This is a genomic window from Burkholderia sp. FW306-1C-G01B (assembly GCF_058781685.1).
Map to the genome: position 1 here is coordinate 1 of NZ_JBYSWZ010000002.1, position 14,463 is coordinate 14,463.

At 58.7% G+C, this 14,463-nt stretch carries 13 protein-coding genes and 3 pseudogenes; 6 read left to right on the top strand and 10 right to left on the bottom strand.

Going from position 1 to position 14,463, the window contains the following annotated elements:
• Positions 1-68: 68 nt before the first annotated feature.
• Positions 69-416 (bottom strand): annotated as a pseudogene (locus tag AC3WLY_RS04185) (IS66 family transposase); the annotation flags it as partial.
• 625 nt (positions 417-1,041) lie between these two features.
• Positions 1,042-1,923, bottom strand: coding sequence for an endo alpha-1,4 polygalactosaminidase (locus tag AC3WLY_RS04190; RefSeq protein ID WP_492310734.1), 882 nt, complete (start codon positions 1,921-1,923; stop codon positions 1,042-1,044).
• Between AC3WLY_RS04190 and AC3WLY_RS04195 the strand changes: the two genes are divergently transcribed.
• A complete protein-coding gene (locus AC3WLY_RS04195) occupies positions 1,922-2,305 on the top strand; it encodes a hypothetical protein (protein WP_492310733.1) in 384 nt (127 codons plus the stop codon). The two genes, AC3WLY_RS04190 and AC3WLY_RS04195, sit on opposite strands and share 2 nt — an antisense overlap.
• A gap of 163 nt (positions 2,306-2,468) precedes the next feature.
• On the opposite strand, the gene AC3WLY_RS04200 is transcribed toward AC3WLY_RS04195, so the two are convergent.
• Positions 2,469-2,708, bottom strand: coding sequence for a hypothetical protein (locus AC3WLY_RS04200; RefSeq protein WP_492310738.1), 240 nt, complete (start codon positions 2,706-2,708; stop codon positions 2,469-2,471).
• Here AC3WLY_RS04200 and AC3WLY_RS04205 point away from each other — a divergent pair.
• Positions 2,629-3,657: a GNAT family N-acetyltransferase gene (locus AC3WLY_RS04205; RefSeq protein WP_310134210.1), complete on the top strand. Its 1,029-nt coding sequence runs from the start codon at positions 2,629-2,631 to the stop codon at positions 3,655-3,657. The genes AC3WLY_RS04200 and AC3WLY_RS04205 overlap by 80 nt on opposite strands.
• A 60-nt stretch (positions 3,658-3,717) precedes the next feature.
• Positions 3,718-4,719, top strand: coding sequence for a fatty acid desaturase family protein (locus AC3WLY_RS04210; protein WP_175959434.1), 1,002 nt, complete (start codon positions 3,718-3,720; stop codon positions 4,717-4,719).
• Between the two features lie 157 nt (positions 4,720-4,876).
• On the opposite strand, the gene AC3WLY_RS04215 is transcribed toward AC3WLY_RS04210, so the two are convergent.
• The gene (locus AC3WLY_RS04215) at positions 4,877-5,998 is read right to left on the bottom strand and encodes a chitinase (protein ID WP_492310732.1); all 1,122 of its coding nucleotides are present in this window, start codon (positions 5,996-5,998) and stop codon (positions 4,877-4,879) included.
• A gap of 511 nt (positions 5,999-6,509) precedes the next feature.
• Between AC3WLY_RS04215 and AC3WLY_RS04220 the strand changes: the two are divergent.
• Both AC3WLY_RS04220 and AC3WLY_RS04225 read left to right on the top strand, forming a co-directional pair.
• A pseudogene (locus tag AC3WLY_RS04220) lies at positions 6,510-6,948 on the top strand (hypothetical protein); the annotation flags it as partial.
• Positions 6,949-6,997: 49 nt separating this feature from the next.
• The gene (locus AC3WLY_RS04225; RefSeq protein ID WP_432207761.1) at positions 6,998-7,144 is read left to right on the top strand and encodes a diguanylate cyclase; all 147 of its coding nucleotides are present in this window, start codon (positions 6,998-7,000) and stop codon (positions 7,142-7,144) included.
• 98 nt (positions 7,145-7,242) lie between these two features.
• Here AC3WLY_RS04225 and AC3WLY_RS04230 read toward each other — a convergent pair whose 3' ends face one another.
• From AC3WLY_RS04230 to AC3WLY_RS04245, 4 genes and pseudogenes are all read right to left on the bottom strand, one after another.
• Positions 7,243-7,917 carry a lytic polysaccharide monooxygenase gene (locus AC3WLY_RS04230; RefSeq protein WP_492310736.1) on the bottom strand — a complete coding sequence of 225 codons (675 nt, stop codon included), beginning with the start codon at positions 7,915-7,917 and terminating at the stop codon, positions 7,243-7,245.
• Between the two features lie 1,367 nt (positions 7,918-9,284).
• A pseudogene (locus AC3WLY_RS04235) lies at positions 9,285-9,449 on the bottom strand (transposase); the annotation flags it as partial.
• Between the two features lie 160 nt (positions 9,450-9,609).
• Positions 9,610-11,457 (bottom strand): PAS domain-containing sensor histidine kinase, encoded by a 1,848-nt coding sequence (locus AC3WLY_RS04240; RefSeq protein ID WP_492310731.1) that lies wholly within the window; start codon positions 11,455-11,457, stop codon positions 9,610-9,612.
• Between the two features lie 10 nt (positions 11,458-11,467).
• Positions 11,468-11,680, bottom strand: a complete 213-nt coding sequence (locus tag AC3WLY_RS04245) for a hypothetical protein (protein ID WP_175959436.1) — start codon at positions 11,678-11,680, stop codon at positions 11,468-11,470.
• A 428-nt stretch (positions 11,681-12,108) separates the two neighbouring features.
• On the opposite strand from AC3WLY_RS04245, the gene AC3WLY_RS04250 reads away from it, so the two are divergent.
• Positions 12,109-12,750 (top strand): response regulator, encoded by a 642-nt coding sequence (locus tag AC3WLY_RS04250; protein WP_175959437.1) that lies wholly within the window; start codon positions 12,109-12,111, stop codon positions 12,748-12,750.
• Positions 12,751-12,794: 44 nt separating this feature from the next.
• On the opposite strand, the gene AC3WLY_RS04255 is transcribed toward AC3WLY_RS04250, so the two are convergent.
• Together AC3WLY_RS04255 and AC3WLY_RS04260 are read right to left on the bottom strand one after the other, a co-directional pair.
• Positions 12,795-13,439 (bottom strand): recombinase family protein, encoded by a 645-nt coding sequence (locus AC3WLY_RS04255; protein ID WP_175959438.1) that lies wholly within the window; start codon positions 13,437-13,439, stop codon positions 12,795-12,797.
• A 747-nt stretch (positions 13,440-14,186) separates the two neighbouring features.
• A complete protein-coding gene (locus tag AC3WLY_RS04260) occupies positions 14,187-14,417 on the bottom strand; it encodes a hypothetical protein (RefSeq protein ID WP_492310730.1) in 231 nt (76 codons plus the stop codon).
• Positions 14,418-14,463 lie beyond the last annotated feature (46 nt).

The window sequence follows — 14,463 nt, forward strand, 5'->3', positions numbered from 1 at the left end:
TGCTGCCGCATCACTGGCAGCCTCTCTTGAGCACCGCCTAAACTCGCTCGTCAAGACGGGTTGGCTGGCCGCTTACGCTTCAGCCACTGCGAACGCAGATAGGTCACCCCCTTGCCAAGCAAACTCTTCGGTGCGACGCCTAGCGACTGCTCGATCATCAGCGTGTGGATCGCGGTGAGCACATGTGTGCCGTATCGTCGTCGCAATCGCTGTCGTCGAGGTGCCGACCATGTTTCACTACGCGCTTCGGCCGCGAACAGCTTGCCGATCAGCTTGACGAAGCGCGTCGCAAGCAGATCAGGCGTGCGCGCTGCCTTCGGCACGCTGTCTTCCGCTTTGACGAAGTACCGTCTCACGTGAACCCAGCATCCCAGGTGCACGAGTTGGTGACGCTCAGCGATGTCGTTGTAGGGTTCGCAGCTGTTGAAGTTCGTAGATTCTGCTAATGGCGTCCGTTAGAGCGCTAATCGCGTCCATTTATTCCGCTAATGCGGGGAGGCGAAGTGCAAGTCGCGCAAGTGAGCAGCCGCAGACCACCGGCGAGGCGTTTCAGCGAAGTGTGCTGAGTTCCAAACGACGGCGTTGAAGCACGGTATGGGCGTATGCCAAGATTCAATGCGGACCGCTACCATCAACCTGCAAAGCAGCGATTGAAGTCTCGATCTACTGTAGTGGCCCGAAGAAAATCGTTGCGCGTGCACCCAATTTGTTGCTCACCGCTCGAACGCTCACCATGAGCTTGTCACGGGCGGCATGCCCCATCAAGCCGCTCGTGGGCCACTAGCACAATCTCACGCTCTTGAAGGTGCATCAGCAGAATTTGTGAACACACCTCAGTCTTATTGTTGCGCCAAAGCATCGCAGCGGACACGACGAGAACATCGCTCTCGCCCTTTGCTGGCAGCGCTGCCGAGAGTTCACGCGTTAGCGGTACCTGTGGTCACGATTGGCAGAAACTTCGAACGCCAACAGCATGAGCGCGACGTGCGCGACAGGCCCGTCCTGTTCGCCGTGGCGAAGCCACGTCGTCCGCGCCTCCGCTCACTCGAACCGGCAGGCCGCGCGCGGCAGCGCCGCGAGCGTGTCGCTCGACAGTTTCAGAATGCCGTCGAAATTGGCCTGGTTGTCCGCCGGGCAAAAATCCGCGAGCTTCATGCCGTCCGGACGCGTGTACTCGACGTTGAACACGGCCTTGTTCAGCGCAATGAAGCTCGCATAGTCGCCGCACTCGTGGAACCTGTTGCATTGCTCGTTGAGCGCCCAGTCGGCCACTTTCGCCATCGCGGTGGCGATACCCGAGCCGTTCTTGAGGCCCATCGACATTCCGCGATCGTGCGCGGCGGCGATCAGCGCCGTGTTGTACCGCAGTTGATCGTCACGCGTCAGCGGAAAGCCCGTTTCCTGGCGATAGCTGTCGTCGAGGTCCGGCTCGATGCCGTCGCAGCCCTTCTTCTTTGCCTGGTCGAGGCGCGCCAGCATCAGCGGCATCAGGATCGTGGTCTGGCGAATGTCCAGCCAGCGCTCGTGATCCTCGTATCCTTCGACCGGGTTGCCGAGCACGCTGTCCGGAAACTTCCCGGCATCGCCACGGGTGTCTTCCCGCCCGCCCACCTCCATGTAGCAGACGACATAGATGCCCTTCCCCTTCAGGCGCTGGATCGTGCCGGCATCGGTCAGCTCCATGTCGACGTCGAACATCTTGCGCGGGTTGTTCACGCCGTCCAGCACCTTCTCGTTGATCGCGTTGCCGTCGATCTGCCATTGCCAGCTCGTGCCGGGCACGAGCGGTTTCCACGCGGCGGCTTGCGATGCACGCGCCGAGGCCGCCGCGAACGCGCTGCCGGGAACCGACGAATCCGAGTCGCCTCCGCACGCCGCGAGCAGCAGCATCAGCACGAATGAAGCGAACGATCTTGCGGACATGGCGAATCCTTTGCTTGTTGGCGGCTTGTCAGGATGCGAGGGTGCCAGGGAGACACGTGCAGCGGAACGCGGGCGATGCATCTGTCGATGCTGCGGTGGTGCGGGAATGCGCGAGGTACGTGCGGATGGTAGGCGGGAACATCGCGCCTATCTGTTCCGATTTGTCGATTTTTGTCGGCGCGGCGGGCGGCGGCAGGCCGTCAACCTCGCGATGATCGGGAACGGCCGAAGGGCAACGATCGCGGCCGGCAAAATTCCGGATTTTTATATTAATGACTTTAATACGCCAAAAATAAAAATAAAACAAAGCCGCTTTTCAAAAACCAGAGATGGAACCGATATCGCAATAATTTTCTTTACAACAATTCGATCACTCGACTGAATTATTCAATCCCGCATGGTAATTCGCGAGGACCTCCTCCATCTTTTCACCACCTTTTTCATGCGACGCGAGACGCCTGGCCTCGAGACCTGCCACGCAAGCGCCTCCCACCCATTCACCTCCTGACGTCATTCTCATTTTCAACAACCATCACCCACATCATTCAAATGAAATCAACAATGGCTATATCGATTAAATTTATTTGACAATCAAGCGTAACGATAATTAAAGTCGTCGCCGACGATGCGCAGGTCGCTTCTCGACTGACGCAGCCACCAACCATCACCAGGGCAAGCAATGCGATGAATTCAATTGGCAGCAACATGGCAGGCAGGAATAGCGTCGCGCCCAACGGCAGCGGCCACCGGCAATTGAGGATACGTCGCGGAACGGTGTCGGACACATCAAGAATCTGTGCACTGTTCGAACGGGAATATGGCGACTCGTCGCACCCTTGTCTCGATGCACGCTACGTGAGGAACGCCGTATCGAACAAGTCGGAACTGTGGTTTGTCGCCGAAGAGGAGACGCAAGCCACGATCGGTTGCATGAGCGTCAGCTACAACGCGCAGAATCGCTCGTGGGAATACGGCCGCGCGATGATTTCCCGGCACCATCGTCACCTGGGCGTACTGTCGGCCCTGATGCAATCCGCGATCGACACGATGCCGGCCGCGGATCATGACCTGGCATTCGCGATTGCCCGCACCGATATCGCGCTGCGTGCGTTGCAGCGTCATGTCGATGGCGTCGTGGTCGGACACGACGGGTCGCCCGACAGCGCGCGTGGCGTGCGTGAACATCACGTCATCGCGATCGAAAAATTCCGCTCGCCGCACTTCAGGCATTGCCTGCCGCTCTCCCCGATATTCCGTGAGTCCGAGGTTCTGCGCAGCGCGATCTTCGAGCCGCTCGGTCTCACTGGCACGCCGGAACCCTATCCCGATACCTGTTTCTGGGGGCATGGGGACGAGTGTTCGGACGGCTTCACGTTTCGCGTCGACGAGCGGGCCGATGCGATTTATCTCTGCCAGCATGCCGGCGGCCCGTTCATGACCGAGCGCGATGTCGCGGCCGATCTGCTTCGTTTCCTGAAACGGCGCAGCACGACGACCTATGTTGGCGCGATCGTGCTCGCCGACAAGCTGACACTGGTCAAAGCGATGCTTGAAACCGGATTCCGCATCACCGCCTATTTGCCGGCGTGGCACTGGAGCCGCGGCGCGCGCTACGACTGCCTGCTGCTCGCCCGGCGGGATAACAGCTTCGCGAGCAAGAACGGACTCGACGAACACATCGACGTGCTCGATGCAGCCTACGGCGAGATCGGCCAGCGCATCCTGTCCGCCTGACATCTGCGCCGGCCATGCGCCGCGCCCCCATCCAATCAATCCACTCAATCGAGGTAGCACATGACCCAAGACGAATGGCGCTCGGTCAAGGAGACATTGCCGAACGGACCCACGGGGAACGCAACGCTCGCGCTGTGGCTCGCCGATATCGCGTTGCTTGCCGCCGCGTGGGTGCTTTGGCTCGCCGGCGGGCTCGGACGTCTCGCCGCGCTCGCCCTCGCCATGCTCGCGCTGATTCACCTCTATCTGATCATGCACGAGGCATTGCATAACGCCGCATCGAGTACGCGCGTCTGCAACGAGGCCATCGGCCATCTCTGCGGATGGATCATCGGGTTGCCGTACCTGCCGCGGCGCAGAACGCATCTGGGCCATCACGCGTGGACCGCGCACCCGACACGGGATCCGGAGAACCGCAAGATGATCCAGAAGTTTTCCGTGATGACGGAACGCGACGCGCGTACGCTCGAATTCATCTGGCGGCACTGGATCCCGATGATGGCGTTCAATCATTTCCTCAGCCACTGGATTGCACCGTTCCTGCAACGCGATACGCCTGCGAACCGCGCGAAATCGAATACCGAGATGGCTTTCAGCGCGATCTACCTGGCCGGTTATGCGGCGGTCGGCGCGCTGGCATATCGCGCGGGCGTGCTCGGCAACCTCATCGCGTTCTCGACGATTCTGTGGGTCGCGTTGCTGGTCGCCGTCGAACTGCTCAATCTTCCGCATCACGCCGAGATCCCGCTGCTTGCCGACGACGCGGCACGCCCGCCGCTCTGGGAGCAGGACGTGGTCTCGCACAGCTGCGCCAACGTTCCCGTCTGGTCACGCTGGGTGATCCTGAATTTCAATCTTCACGTCGCCCATCACGCGTATCCATGGTTGCCGTGGTACGACCTTCCTCGCGCGCAACGGCATCTCGATGCGGTCTCGGCCGCCGAGGTGCCGCGCCAGACCCACGAGTGGGCATTCGCCCTGACCAAGCGACGCCGGCCGCTGCTCGAACTGATGGGGCATTTCTTCGACAAGCGTGGCGCATCGTCCCGGGGCGGACACTGACCCTCCGCCCCGGCGAGCGCATCCCGCGAGTGCCGGCGGCCCGGCCCTCGACAACGGCGATTCCTCCGGTTGCCGGTCGTGGAAGTCGGAGACCACGGGGAACTTCGCCGCCATGATGCGGACAGTCCGCATGGTCTCCTCCCTGGCCCCTCTTCGTTCAATTTCCGGGCGCCAGGTCGTTGGCAAACCGGTTCGTATAACCGAGCGTACCGACACCGCCGATGGAGTTGCACGTCGACGATGCGGCGCCGGGCGGGCAATCGACGTCACGGTCGAACGACCAGAAGTGGACACCCACGAGACCATTCTGTTTCACGAACTGCGCAACGGTGTCCGCATCCGCCGGCGTAAAGGTTTCGCCGCTCACGTCGTTGCCGCCGATCATCGGCGTCAGCTCGATCTGGCTGTACGGTACGCCCCAGTGATCGTGCAGGTTCATCGCCGCCTGGATCGCCGATTGCCCCATCTGGCAGGTACCGTTCGCGACCACGCAGTTCCCCGCCCCCGCCGACCCGTAGTCCATCGTCATCAGGTCGATGGTGTAGTTCTTCAGGCCGTACGCCTGGATCGCCTGCATGACCCAGTCGCCATACACGTTGAAGCTGTCGGGGGCGCTGGCGCCCCAGGAGCTGGCCGTGGTTGCGCCCTGCTGGGAAGGGGCCAGTGTCGCCAGCGTAAAGCTGAAGCGCAGGCCGGGATAATTCTGCTGGGCGACTGCCATGCGCTGGACGAGATCGTTGATCACCTGTTGTGTCTGCCCGCCCTCGATATCGAAATCGATCCCGATCAGGTTGCTCGATGCATAACGATTGATGAAGGCCGCCATGCCCGCATCCGTCCCGCACGTGAACATGCCGGCCGCGCCGCCGGTGGAAATCACGTAATTCACATTGGCCGCGGTGAAAAGCGGCACATTGGCGGCCGCCATCGCGCCGCCGTCGACGCCCGCCCAGTTCTCGCTGCCGCATTCACCGGTCGCAAACGCGAGCGTCAGCGTACGTACACCGGCCGGCAGCACCGACAGCACCGGGCTCAGCTGGCCCGTGACGTTCGACGAGATGACGTTCGTGTTCCAGTTCATCGAAATCGTCGCGTCCTTGTATGGGCTATAGACGAATGCCGGCGCCGTGCCGGTACCCGTCCCGCCCGCCGCGGCAACGCCGGTGCCGAAAGACGACCATGCCAGCAAAAGCGCCAGCGCGCCCCTCAAGGTCGATCGCCGCATGATTCCGGATTGGCTGTTCTTCATTTTCATGCCCTCAATTCCGATCTGATTCATGGTTTCCCCTTTCGATTGACAAAGCTCCGCCCAGGTCGAATTCAAAAGAGAACGACCTTACAAAATTGTCACTTGAAGACAAATTTCGATATTGATTCTGTTTTTATATCAAATGCGGAAAACGCCGCGACTTCGGTCAATGCTGGTGAAACCCGAGATGGTGCGCTTGCCGCGCGGTGGCGGATACAGGTATTTCGACGACCGATGTAGTGATGTTTCAGCCCGGCACCCGCACTTCGATTTGTTATACTACATAATCATCAGGCATCAACCCTGGAATCGATTATTTCCGCCAATATCGAAACCCGAAACATTCATGCGATCGCATTGCCATATTGCAATTTTCGCCATTCGATAATTCAAACAGATATCTCGCGGCCATCTGGATTATTGTTCAAGTTGACGTAATTCAGGCGATGCGATCGGGCTTCATCGTATTGGCGAACGACCCGCCATGACGTCACGTTGCCGTTCCCATCCTCGATGCATCCACCGAAACCGGAGGCAGAACATGACCGTCAATGTCGCCGCCCAAGAATCGACCCGCACCGCCCAACTGGTCGCCCGGGTGTACGCCAGGCTCCTGCTGGTCGGCTTCGCGCTGGTGCCTGCGTGCCTGATCGCCTACCTGTACTTCTTCCAGGACCCGTCGCTTAAATTCGAGAATCATGCGTTTCACGCACTGGCGATCGCGGCCGCCACGCTCGAAGGCGCATTCGTCACGTATGTCTGCTGGCGCTGCTATCGCCTGTCGGGCGAGCCGTTGCTACGCTGGGCTTTCTGGGCTTTTCACCGTGATCGCCTTCTCGCCGGTGGCCGGCAACCTGTGGGTGCGCCTGTCGATGGAGGGCGGCGCACTGCTGCTCTCGGTCGTGAACGTCGTTGCGCTGGTCTTGCGCCGCATCCGCTCGCCGCTGATGACGATCTACGGCATTTCGGTCACGTCGTATCGGCGAGCGCATCCGCGCGGCGATCGCGGGCGCGCCGTTCGAAGCAGGCATCGGCGAACCGATCAAGGTCACCGTGAGCGTCGGCGCCTCCGAATTCGGCCGGGACGGCGAGACGATCGACGCGATCCTGCGCAAGGCGGACGAACGCCTGTACCGCGCGAAGCATCAAGGTCGCAACCAGGTGGTCGCCGGGTAGCCGGTTGCCGGGTCAGTGCCGTCCGCCGCGCCCCTGACCGGCGTTCTTCAATCCATGACGCCCCGGGGCATCGCCGGGCGCGTCATGTCGCAGCCGTATCAGAACGGGCTGCGTATCGTATCGCCATTGGTGAACGTCGCGTCGACGACCTGATAGAACGCCATCGCCGTATCCGCGACTTCCCAGACCGCCAGGATGACGTGGTAACCGCTACGCTTCGGCAGCCGGCATTGGTGAATGGTCGGCTGCTGCGGCACCAGGTTCGCGTTCGGGTCCCAGTATGGCTGGCCGGGATTCTGGATCGTGCAGAACGGCGTGGGCTCGAACTGCGCGCGCGTCAGCTTTTCCGACGGGTTCCAGTCGGCGCGTGTAATGAAGTAGTTCCAGCGACGCGTCTTGTGCACGGCACTGAATTCCCATTTGAAATTCTGCAGTGCGCCCGGCCGTAGCGGGACCTTCTGCCAGCGGCTCGGCGACTGCTCGTTCAGCATGGGCAGCGGGCCATTCGTGCTGGCGCCGGCGATTTCGCCGTCCTTCGGTGGTGCGGCATTCTTCGCGTCGTCCGGCGCGAACGGATCGGACAAGCCGCTTTGCGTCGCGGGGAAGAACTTGCCGTTCTCCATCGCGTTCGCGTGCCAGGCGTCGACCGGGCAGTTCGGATTCTGGCCCTGCGTGCACAGCACGATGCGCGAAGGCGGTTCGGTCAAACGGCCGTGCGCGTGAGCACCGGCCGCCGCGACCAGCAGCGCCACGCCGGCCAGCGAGCATGGCATGACGGAAGCAACGTATCTGCGGATGATCTTGTTCATGAGCCCTCATGGCATTGATGTCGGAACGGAGATGCGCACATCGAGCCTGCCCCGCAAGATCCCGGGCAGAGAGTCCTGTCGACGTCGTCGCGCACACGGATCGGCAAAAGCGGTGGTCGACTGAAACCGCGGCAAGCGATGATTCATCGCCGTGCTTTCTGACAAATCACTTTCACCGAACCGAACCTTATCCGCAAAAATCGGAAAAATAAACTTTCCGAATTGATAGTTTTTTAATTCGCATCAAGCGAATTAATAGTTTTTCATTCCAGCCAATTTTTGCTCGATTTCAATTGATATATTGAATAAATCGACAATTAATTTAAAACCCCGTTACCGATCGCTCGGCAGGCGGCTTTGCGCATCGGGCTTTTTCCGTCCGGCATTCGGAATGTTCGTCAGCAAGCGTTGAAGTTCGTAGATTCTGCTAATGGTGTCCGTTGATTCCGCTAACACAACCGACGGTAATTCTTGAACATGCTCGTCTCTCGATAGTGACTCGTCGCGCGCAGCGCGGCGTCGAAATGACCTGACCGACGAAGAATTGAAGCTGGCGACGGTTTCAAGGAGCGTGCGAGGCAAACGACAGGATTCGATTGGTGGATCGAACCGCTCGCGATTTCCTTTGCATTGCTATTCTATTTTTTCCGAACCCATCATTGCCGCTCCTTCTCGAGCTTCGTCAGACGCATTAGCGGAATTTAAGGACGGCACAACCGCGTTAGCAAAATAAACGGACATCCGAACGAGGAGACGTTGTTGAAACAGGACCTATCCGTGATTTCGTGGGTGGGGCACCGACCATCGTGCAATCGCGGCAGCGCGCCTGGGAGCCGGTACTGCACTCCAAGCAGACGGAATCAACTTTCAGCCATTTCGAGGCGGCGCGGGCGCCCCATTCTCTCAAGAATTGGAGTCTCCACCAAATCCGGAGCGGTTCATTTATCAAGGTCGATGATCCCATTCTTCAGGCGCTATCCCCTCGCCAGCAATACAACGCATACACCGAAGCGCCAGAAGCAATCGCATCGGGCTCGCACCATTACCCCCGACAATAACCGTTCGCCTCGCCGTATCGCCGCCGCGCAAATGATACGACGTCGACTTTCTCCGTGCGACTCAATGGATTAGCACGCAATTTACGCTGTATTCGTCTGTCAATAGTTGACCGCGCGCGGCAGCACAGTTTCTCCAGTCCGGCTGTACTCAGACGCCAGCTTGTACCCTGAGCCACGTACTGAAACGAGGTGGTAACCGTACTTTCCATTGAGCTTGAGCTTGCTACGCAAGCGCGAATATGGACGCATACATTATGTCGCTGCGGAGGCAGCTTTCAGCTTACCGGCCTTCGCCGCGCGTACCCAGTTTGCCAGGGTCTTGATCGGGATCGACAAGCGCCGGGAAGCTTCCGATACACCAACACCTTCAGTCAACGCCAGCTTGACGGCTTCGTCCCGAAGCTCATTCGTATAGACCGCTCGTGGAATTCGATTCATCCATGCCTCCGTTTCTCGATTGTACGAAACGTCGGCATCCTTCTTTTCCGGCGGACGTCACAAAAATGCGTGCGCTAGTGATGGACAACGACGAGCACGCCCGTCTGGCGAACGAGCAGTAAGCGCACAATCGCGTGTGCGTCTGCTGCAAATCCCCGCATTACCATGCGAAGTCCGCTCGCTGCGACACATTCAGCGCCTTCGGCAAAACAACACGCACGACGGTCCCCGTCCCGGCGGCACTATCGATTTCAATCTCCGCCCCAAGCGCTCTCGCTCGCTCTTGCATTCCGAGCAAACCATAGGTGGTTCGCCGAGATGAGGTCTTCATTTCGAAACCTTGGCCATTGTCCGCAATCGACAGTTCGTATGCGGCGCCAAGATCAGCCATTCGCAGTTCGACGTGGGTGGCATTGGCGTGGCGCATGATGTTGGTCAGGGCCTCCTGGGCCACTCGAAACACCGCGGTCGCACGCGGCTCGTCGAGCGCCGGCTCTTCGCCGATGAGCAGAAAGCGGCACGTCATCAGTTCGTGACGGGAGAACTCCACAGCGAGCCACTCGAGCGCGGATGCCAGGCCGTAATTGAGTGCGGCCGGCCGAAGATGGCTCGCAACATCGCGCACAATCCGTACCGTCTTATCGACGAGGCTAGCCATCTCGACAATCTTCTGTTCTTGCTGCTCCGAAACAGGCGCAATTCTCCCGAGCAGGCCGAGGTTGATTTTCAGTGTGGTCAGCATCTGGCCCAACTCGTCGTGAATCGTCAATGCAATCTGCTTGCGCTCTTCTTCCCGAATCGATTCCATGTACTCCGCCAATTCCCGCAGTCGCTTTTTCGAAGCCCGGAGGTTGGCTTCAGCTCGCCGTCGCTCGGACACTTCGCCGGCCAGGCGCTCGCGATGCATTAGCAGCCGCTGATGCGCACGTCGCCGCTCGGTAATGTTCGAGATCATGCCTTCCAGAAATTCGACGGATCCCGACGAGTTCACGATTGCTCGTGCATTCAGTTCTACCCATATCCGCTCGCCATGCAGCTTGCGTAGTTCCATCTCGCATGCGACGACGCCATTATGCGCACTCGCATTCGCAAAAAGTTCGCTAATTTGCTCCGCGGAAAACAAGCGTCTCCGTGCGTCTCCTCCCAGGCTTGCTTGCTTCAGTTGATCTGCGGACGGGTAATCGAACAAACGGACCATTGCGGGATTCACGTCCAGGAGCTGGCCGTCGCGATCCAGCCGGAATATCCCTTCGCTTGAGTTCTCGAAAATGCGCCGATACTTTGTTTCACTCGCACGTAACGAGTTTATCGTCGCACCTACGTTGCGAACCATGATATCCACACGCGCCGCAAACATGGCGAGTTGCCCCCTTGTCCCGACGGAGCCCGTGACACTCAGATCACCCAATGCAATCCGGTCCACCTTGCGGGACAATCGGTCGATGGGCCTCCGCACCATCCATTTCAGCAGATACAGTGTGACGATATGCAACCCAGCGAGCAGGACGAAAAAGGTTGTAAGTAGTATCGTCTGAGCGTGCCGAATCTCAGCTCTCACGATGTCGGTCGACATCACGACTTTGATAGAGCCCAGGCGCTCACGATCCGCGCCGTCCGGACCTGCATGATATATCCCGGTAACCCGGACGATCTCGCCCATCGGATGAGTGGACGGATGTGGCCTTACCGATGAGATGACGCCACCCTGGACCGTCGTGACCGTGAACTCGTCGACTTCGGGATTGCCAGCAAGAGAATTGATCAGCGCGTCGATGGACGGCTTGTCGCCGTTACGTAGCAAGGGGGCGATTGCCAGACTCAGGAAATCGCTGATACGTGCCGTCCTGCTCTCCAGCTCGGCAAAGTGAATTTCCTCTTCGTGCTGCGTCAGTGCGTATCCACCGATTCCGCCGACAACAAGCATCATCGCAAACAGCCCCAACATCAGCCGGCCATGCAATCCGAGCCGCCGAAGCGGGTATACCAGCCATTTGATGCAAGACGTCATGCCAACTTCTTCACGTGGTCCAGTAGACGGTCGATGCTAAACCCGTCGGGGGTGCGACGAACATCGCAGCACCAGAAAAAAGGCCGAAATCCGAATCAGGCGGGCCATTGAACAGCAGCTCGCAAAAGTGCGCCGCGCGCCCGAAAGAGATCAGCGTCGACGTGTTGCAGATAACGCTCCCGACGCTGCGATGCACCACTGCTTGTCCGTCATCGTACAACAATTCAAGGCTCCTCTGAACCGCTTCTACGTCCTCTGCCCTGAATCGCGGTAGCAATGGTCGCGGCCGTGCTACCGCGCGGCGGGGCTGCGCTGCAATTGAGCAGCGAAACGCGGCGACCGCGAAATCGAACCGGCCGAGCGTGCCGTTCGTCTCAACGGAGATACCGATGGACCGAGGGGATTTGCCCCCAATTCATAGAACCGTGAAACGACTAGCTCCGACACGAGCTACCGCACTGGCAACCCGCCTTCGTGGCCGAGGCAAAATCACCACACGCCAATACCTGAGGCCTTGCTGTCAATTTTTTCGCACGCAATTATAATCGCGCCAATTTTTCAACATTACGAAGTAGATGCGTCGTAACGCACCCGATTGGTGCGAGACGCCACGTATGTCTGCAGCCACTTACCTCCGAGTGGGTACGCCTTATGATCCGCACCTTTATCGTCGACGACCATACCCTCGTCCGCGCCGGCATCAAGCAAATCCTTTCCACGACGCCTGACATCGCTGTGGTGGCGGAAGCCGGAGATGGCGACGAGGCGCTCGCACTTCTGCGGACTCGGCCGTTTGACATGTTGCTACTCGACATGATGTTGCCCGGAGCGTCAGGCGTCGAATTGATCCTGTCGATCCGTCACGAATATCCAGCACTGCCGATCCTGGTGCTGAGCGTTCATGACGACAGCCAGACAGTCACTCGTGCATTGCGCGCCGGTGCGTCTGGCTACTTGGCAAAGACCAGCGAGCCTCACATGCTGATTTCAGCAATTCGCCGGCTCGCCAGCGGCGGGCGCTTCATCGACCCGCAGCTCGTCGAAACACTTATCTTTGACGCGCCTCAAGCGCTACCGGCTGGCAGGGAATTGCTATCGGCTCGCGAACAGCAAGTGCTGGAGCGTCTTGCCGCAGGCTGCACCATAAACGAAATTGCCGCCGAGTTTTCCCTCAGCGCTAAAACCATCAGCACACATAAAATGAGACTCATGCAGAAGCTTGGCATCGGCAATAATGCCGACCTGATTCGATATGCGATAGAAAACAATGTTCGCGCCAGCCAATTTATCTGACTTGGCAATATATTTTAAATTGATATATTTCAATACAAAATAAACTAGATTTCGGTCGAAGGACGGGGTTCGGCCACGCTCGAATTAATTCCAGCATCAGGAACATACATATGTTCGACTTCAGCCCGATACGATTTGATATGTCGCATCAAGGTCGCACGGTGCACGTTGAAGCGTTTTGCAACCTGTGACAGGGAGTAGTGTCTCAACAAGTCCTGCGCCTCGATACATTGGGCGTCGCTCAGTACCTTCGGGCGCCCGATCTGGCTGCCCCGGTCGCGGGCGGCCTCCATCCCAGCACGCGTCCGCTCACTAATTAGGCCTCGCTCGAACTCGGCAATGGCCGCGAGCATATGGAAAGTAAAGCGCCCGCTCGACGAGCGCGTATCAATATATTCCGTCAGCGATACGACGCGGATCTTACGCTTGTCGAGCTGAGCCATGATGTTCGCTAGATGGCTGAGCGAGCGTCCGAGCCGATCGAGCTTCCAGACGACGAGCGTATCGCCGGTTGCCGTCACCTCCAGTACGCTGCGCAAGCCCGGTCGCTCGAACTTTGCGCCCGAAATTCCCTTGTCGAAATAGATCCCGTCGCATCCGAAGGTCTCGAGTGCCTTGATCTGCATATCGAGATGCTGTTCGTCGGTCGACACGCGCGCATATCCGACTTTTCTCCCCGTTTCGTACATGCCAGTCCCTCAGATCATTTCCATGTCTGAAAATGTATTTCGATATGCGTGGCTAGAGCCACCCTGGAATTTTAATCTTCAGCCTTCTCGGCTCTCGACTTGGAGGAGTGTATCCTCACGAAATTGTTAATAATGTTAAACATTGAAAATGACGCGCACGATTATTTATCCTTATCCGGAATTCCTATAGCCTCATCAGATCATTCTCAATTCATCGATAAGGATTTCCCTACACGGATCACCAAAATCCCCAAATATGGTCACCGGAAAATTTTTGCGAAATCTGCGCTACATCGATCGCACGGCAACTTGTCAACGAGACGTTTTATTGGCCCGAATTAAACAATTTATATATTATTTCTGTGAATCGACCAATGATAATCCCTCTCTTCGCGCAGGAAACGCGGTGATTACCTTCCAAGGAACATGCAACGCGCGTGGCGCACTTGTCCCTGCTCGCGGGGCTCCGGCCTACGATGCCGCGATCTGTCGCCGCGCAAATGCTTCACGGCGCACATGCGTGGTGGGCTGCGAGATCATGCAGACCGGGTTGACGGGAAACGGAGGACCGGATGCCAGGGCTGCCGCCTCATCTCGCGAGAAACGAGATGCCAAACAACACCCCGAGCACGACACCCACGAGCCGCCCCTGAAGGACTGCCTGCAACCGGCATGCGTCGTAGGTCCTCATGGGCGAGCGCTTCGCCCTGATCAGCGCGATGACGGGCGGCACAATCAGCGCCGAGGTCACCAAGGCAACCCGCCGACGACAGGCCGCCACCCATCGGCAGGCAACCTCGTAAGGGATTCGATCGCGTAACCCGCGAAGGGCACGGCAGCAGCGCCGCAGACGCGGAACAGCGCATCGGTTTCGTAAGAGATATCCATGTCGTGCAGATCCTGATGGACCCGACGCGCAACGCCAACGTCTGTGCTGCAGGCAGCGCGCACCCAGTGAGCGTGGAGAAAGATTTTCATGCCGGCACCTTCCGTTGCAGGACGGTGCGCACGCGTTCGATCACGC

Excerpts from the sequence above, each read along its gene's own strand:
- AC3WLY_RS04195 (WP_492310733.1), top strand. The coding sequence starts at position 1,922 with ATGGCGAATCCTTTGCTTGTTGGCGGCTTGTCAGGATGCGAGGGTGCC.
- AC3WLY_RS04210 (WP_175959434.1), top strand. The coding sequence starts at position 3,718 with ATGACCCAAGACGAATGGCGCTCGGTCAAGGAGACATTGCCGAACGGA.
- AC3WLY_RS04205 (WP_310134210.1), top strand. The coding sequence starts at position 2,629 with ATGGCAGGCAGGAATAGCGTCGCGCCCAACGGCAGCGGCCACCGGCAA.
- AC3WLY_RS04240 (WP_492310731.1), bottom strand. The coding sequence starts at position 11,457 with ATGACGTCTTGCATCAAATGGCTGGTATACCCGCTTCGGCGGCTCGGA.
- AC3WLY_RS04190 (WP_492310734.1), bottom strand. The coding sequence starts at position 1,923 with ATGTCCGCAAGATCGTTCGCTTCATTCGTGCTGATGCTGCTGCTCGCG.
- AC3WLY_RS04230 (WP_492310736.1), bottom strand. The coding sequence starts at position 7,917 with ATGCCATGCTCGCTGGCCGGCGTGGCGCTGCTGGTCGCGGCGGCCGGT.
- AC3WLY_RS04255 (WP_175959438.1), bottom strand. The coding sequence starts at position 13,439 with ATGTACGAAACGGGGAGAAAAGTCGGATATGCGCGCGTGTCGACCGAC.
- AC3WLY_RS04250 (WP_175959437.1), top strand. The coding sequence starts at position 12,109 with ATGATCCGCACCTTTATCGTCGACGACCATACCCTCGTCCGCGCCGGC.
- AC3WLY_RS04215 (WP_492310732.1), bottom strand. The coding sequence starts at position 5,998 with ATGAATCAGATCGGAATTGAGGGCATGAAAATGAAGAACAGCCAATCC.
- AC3WLY_RS04260 (WP_492310730.1), bottom strand. The coding sequence starts at position 14,417 with ATGAAAATCTTTCTCCACGCTCACTGGGTGCGCGCTGCCTGCAGCACA.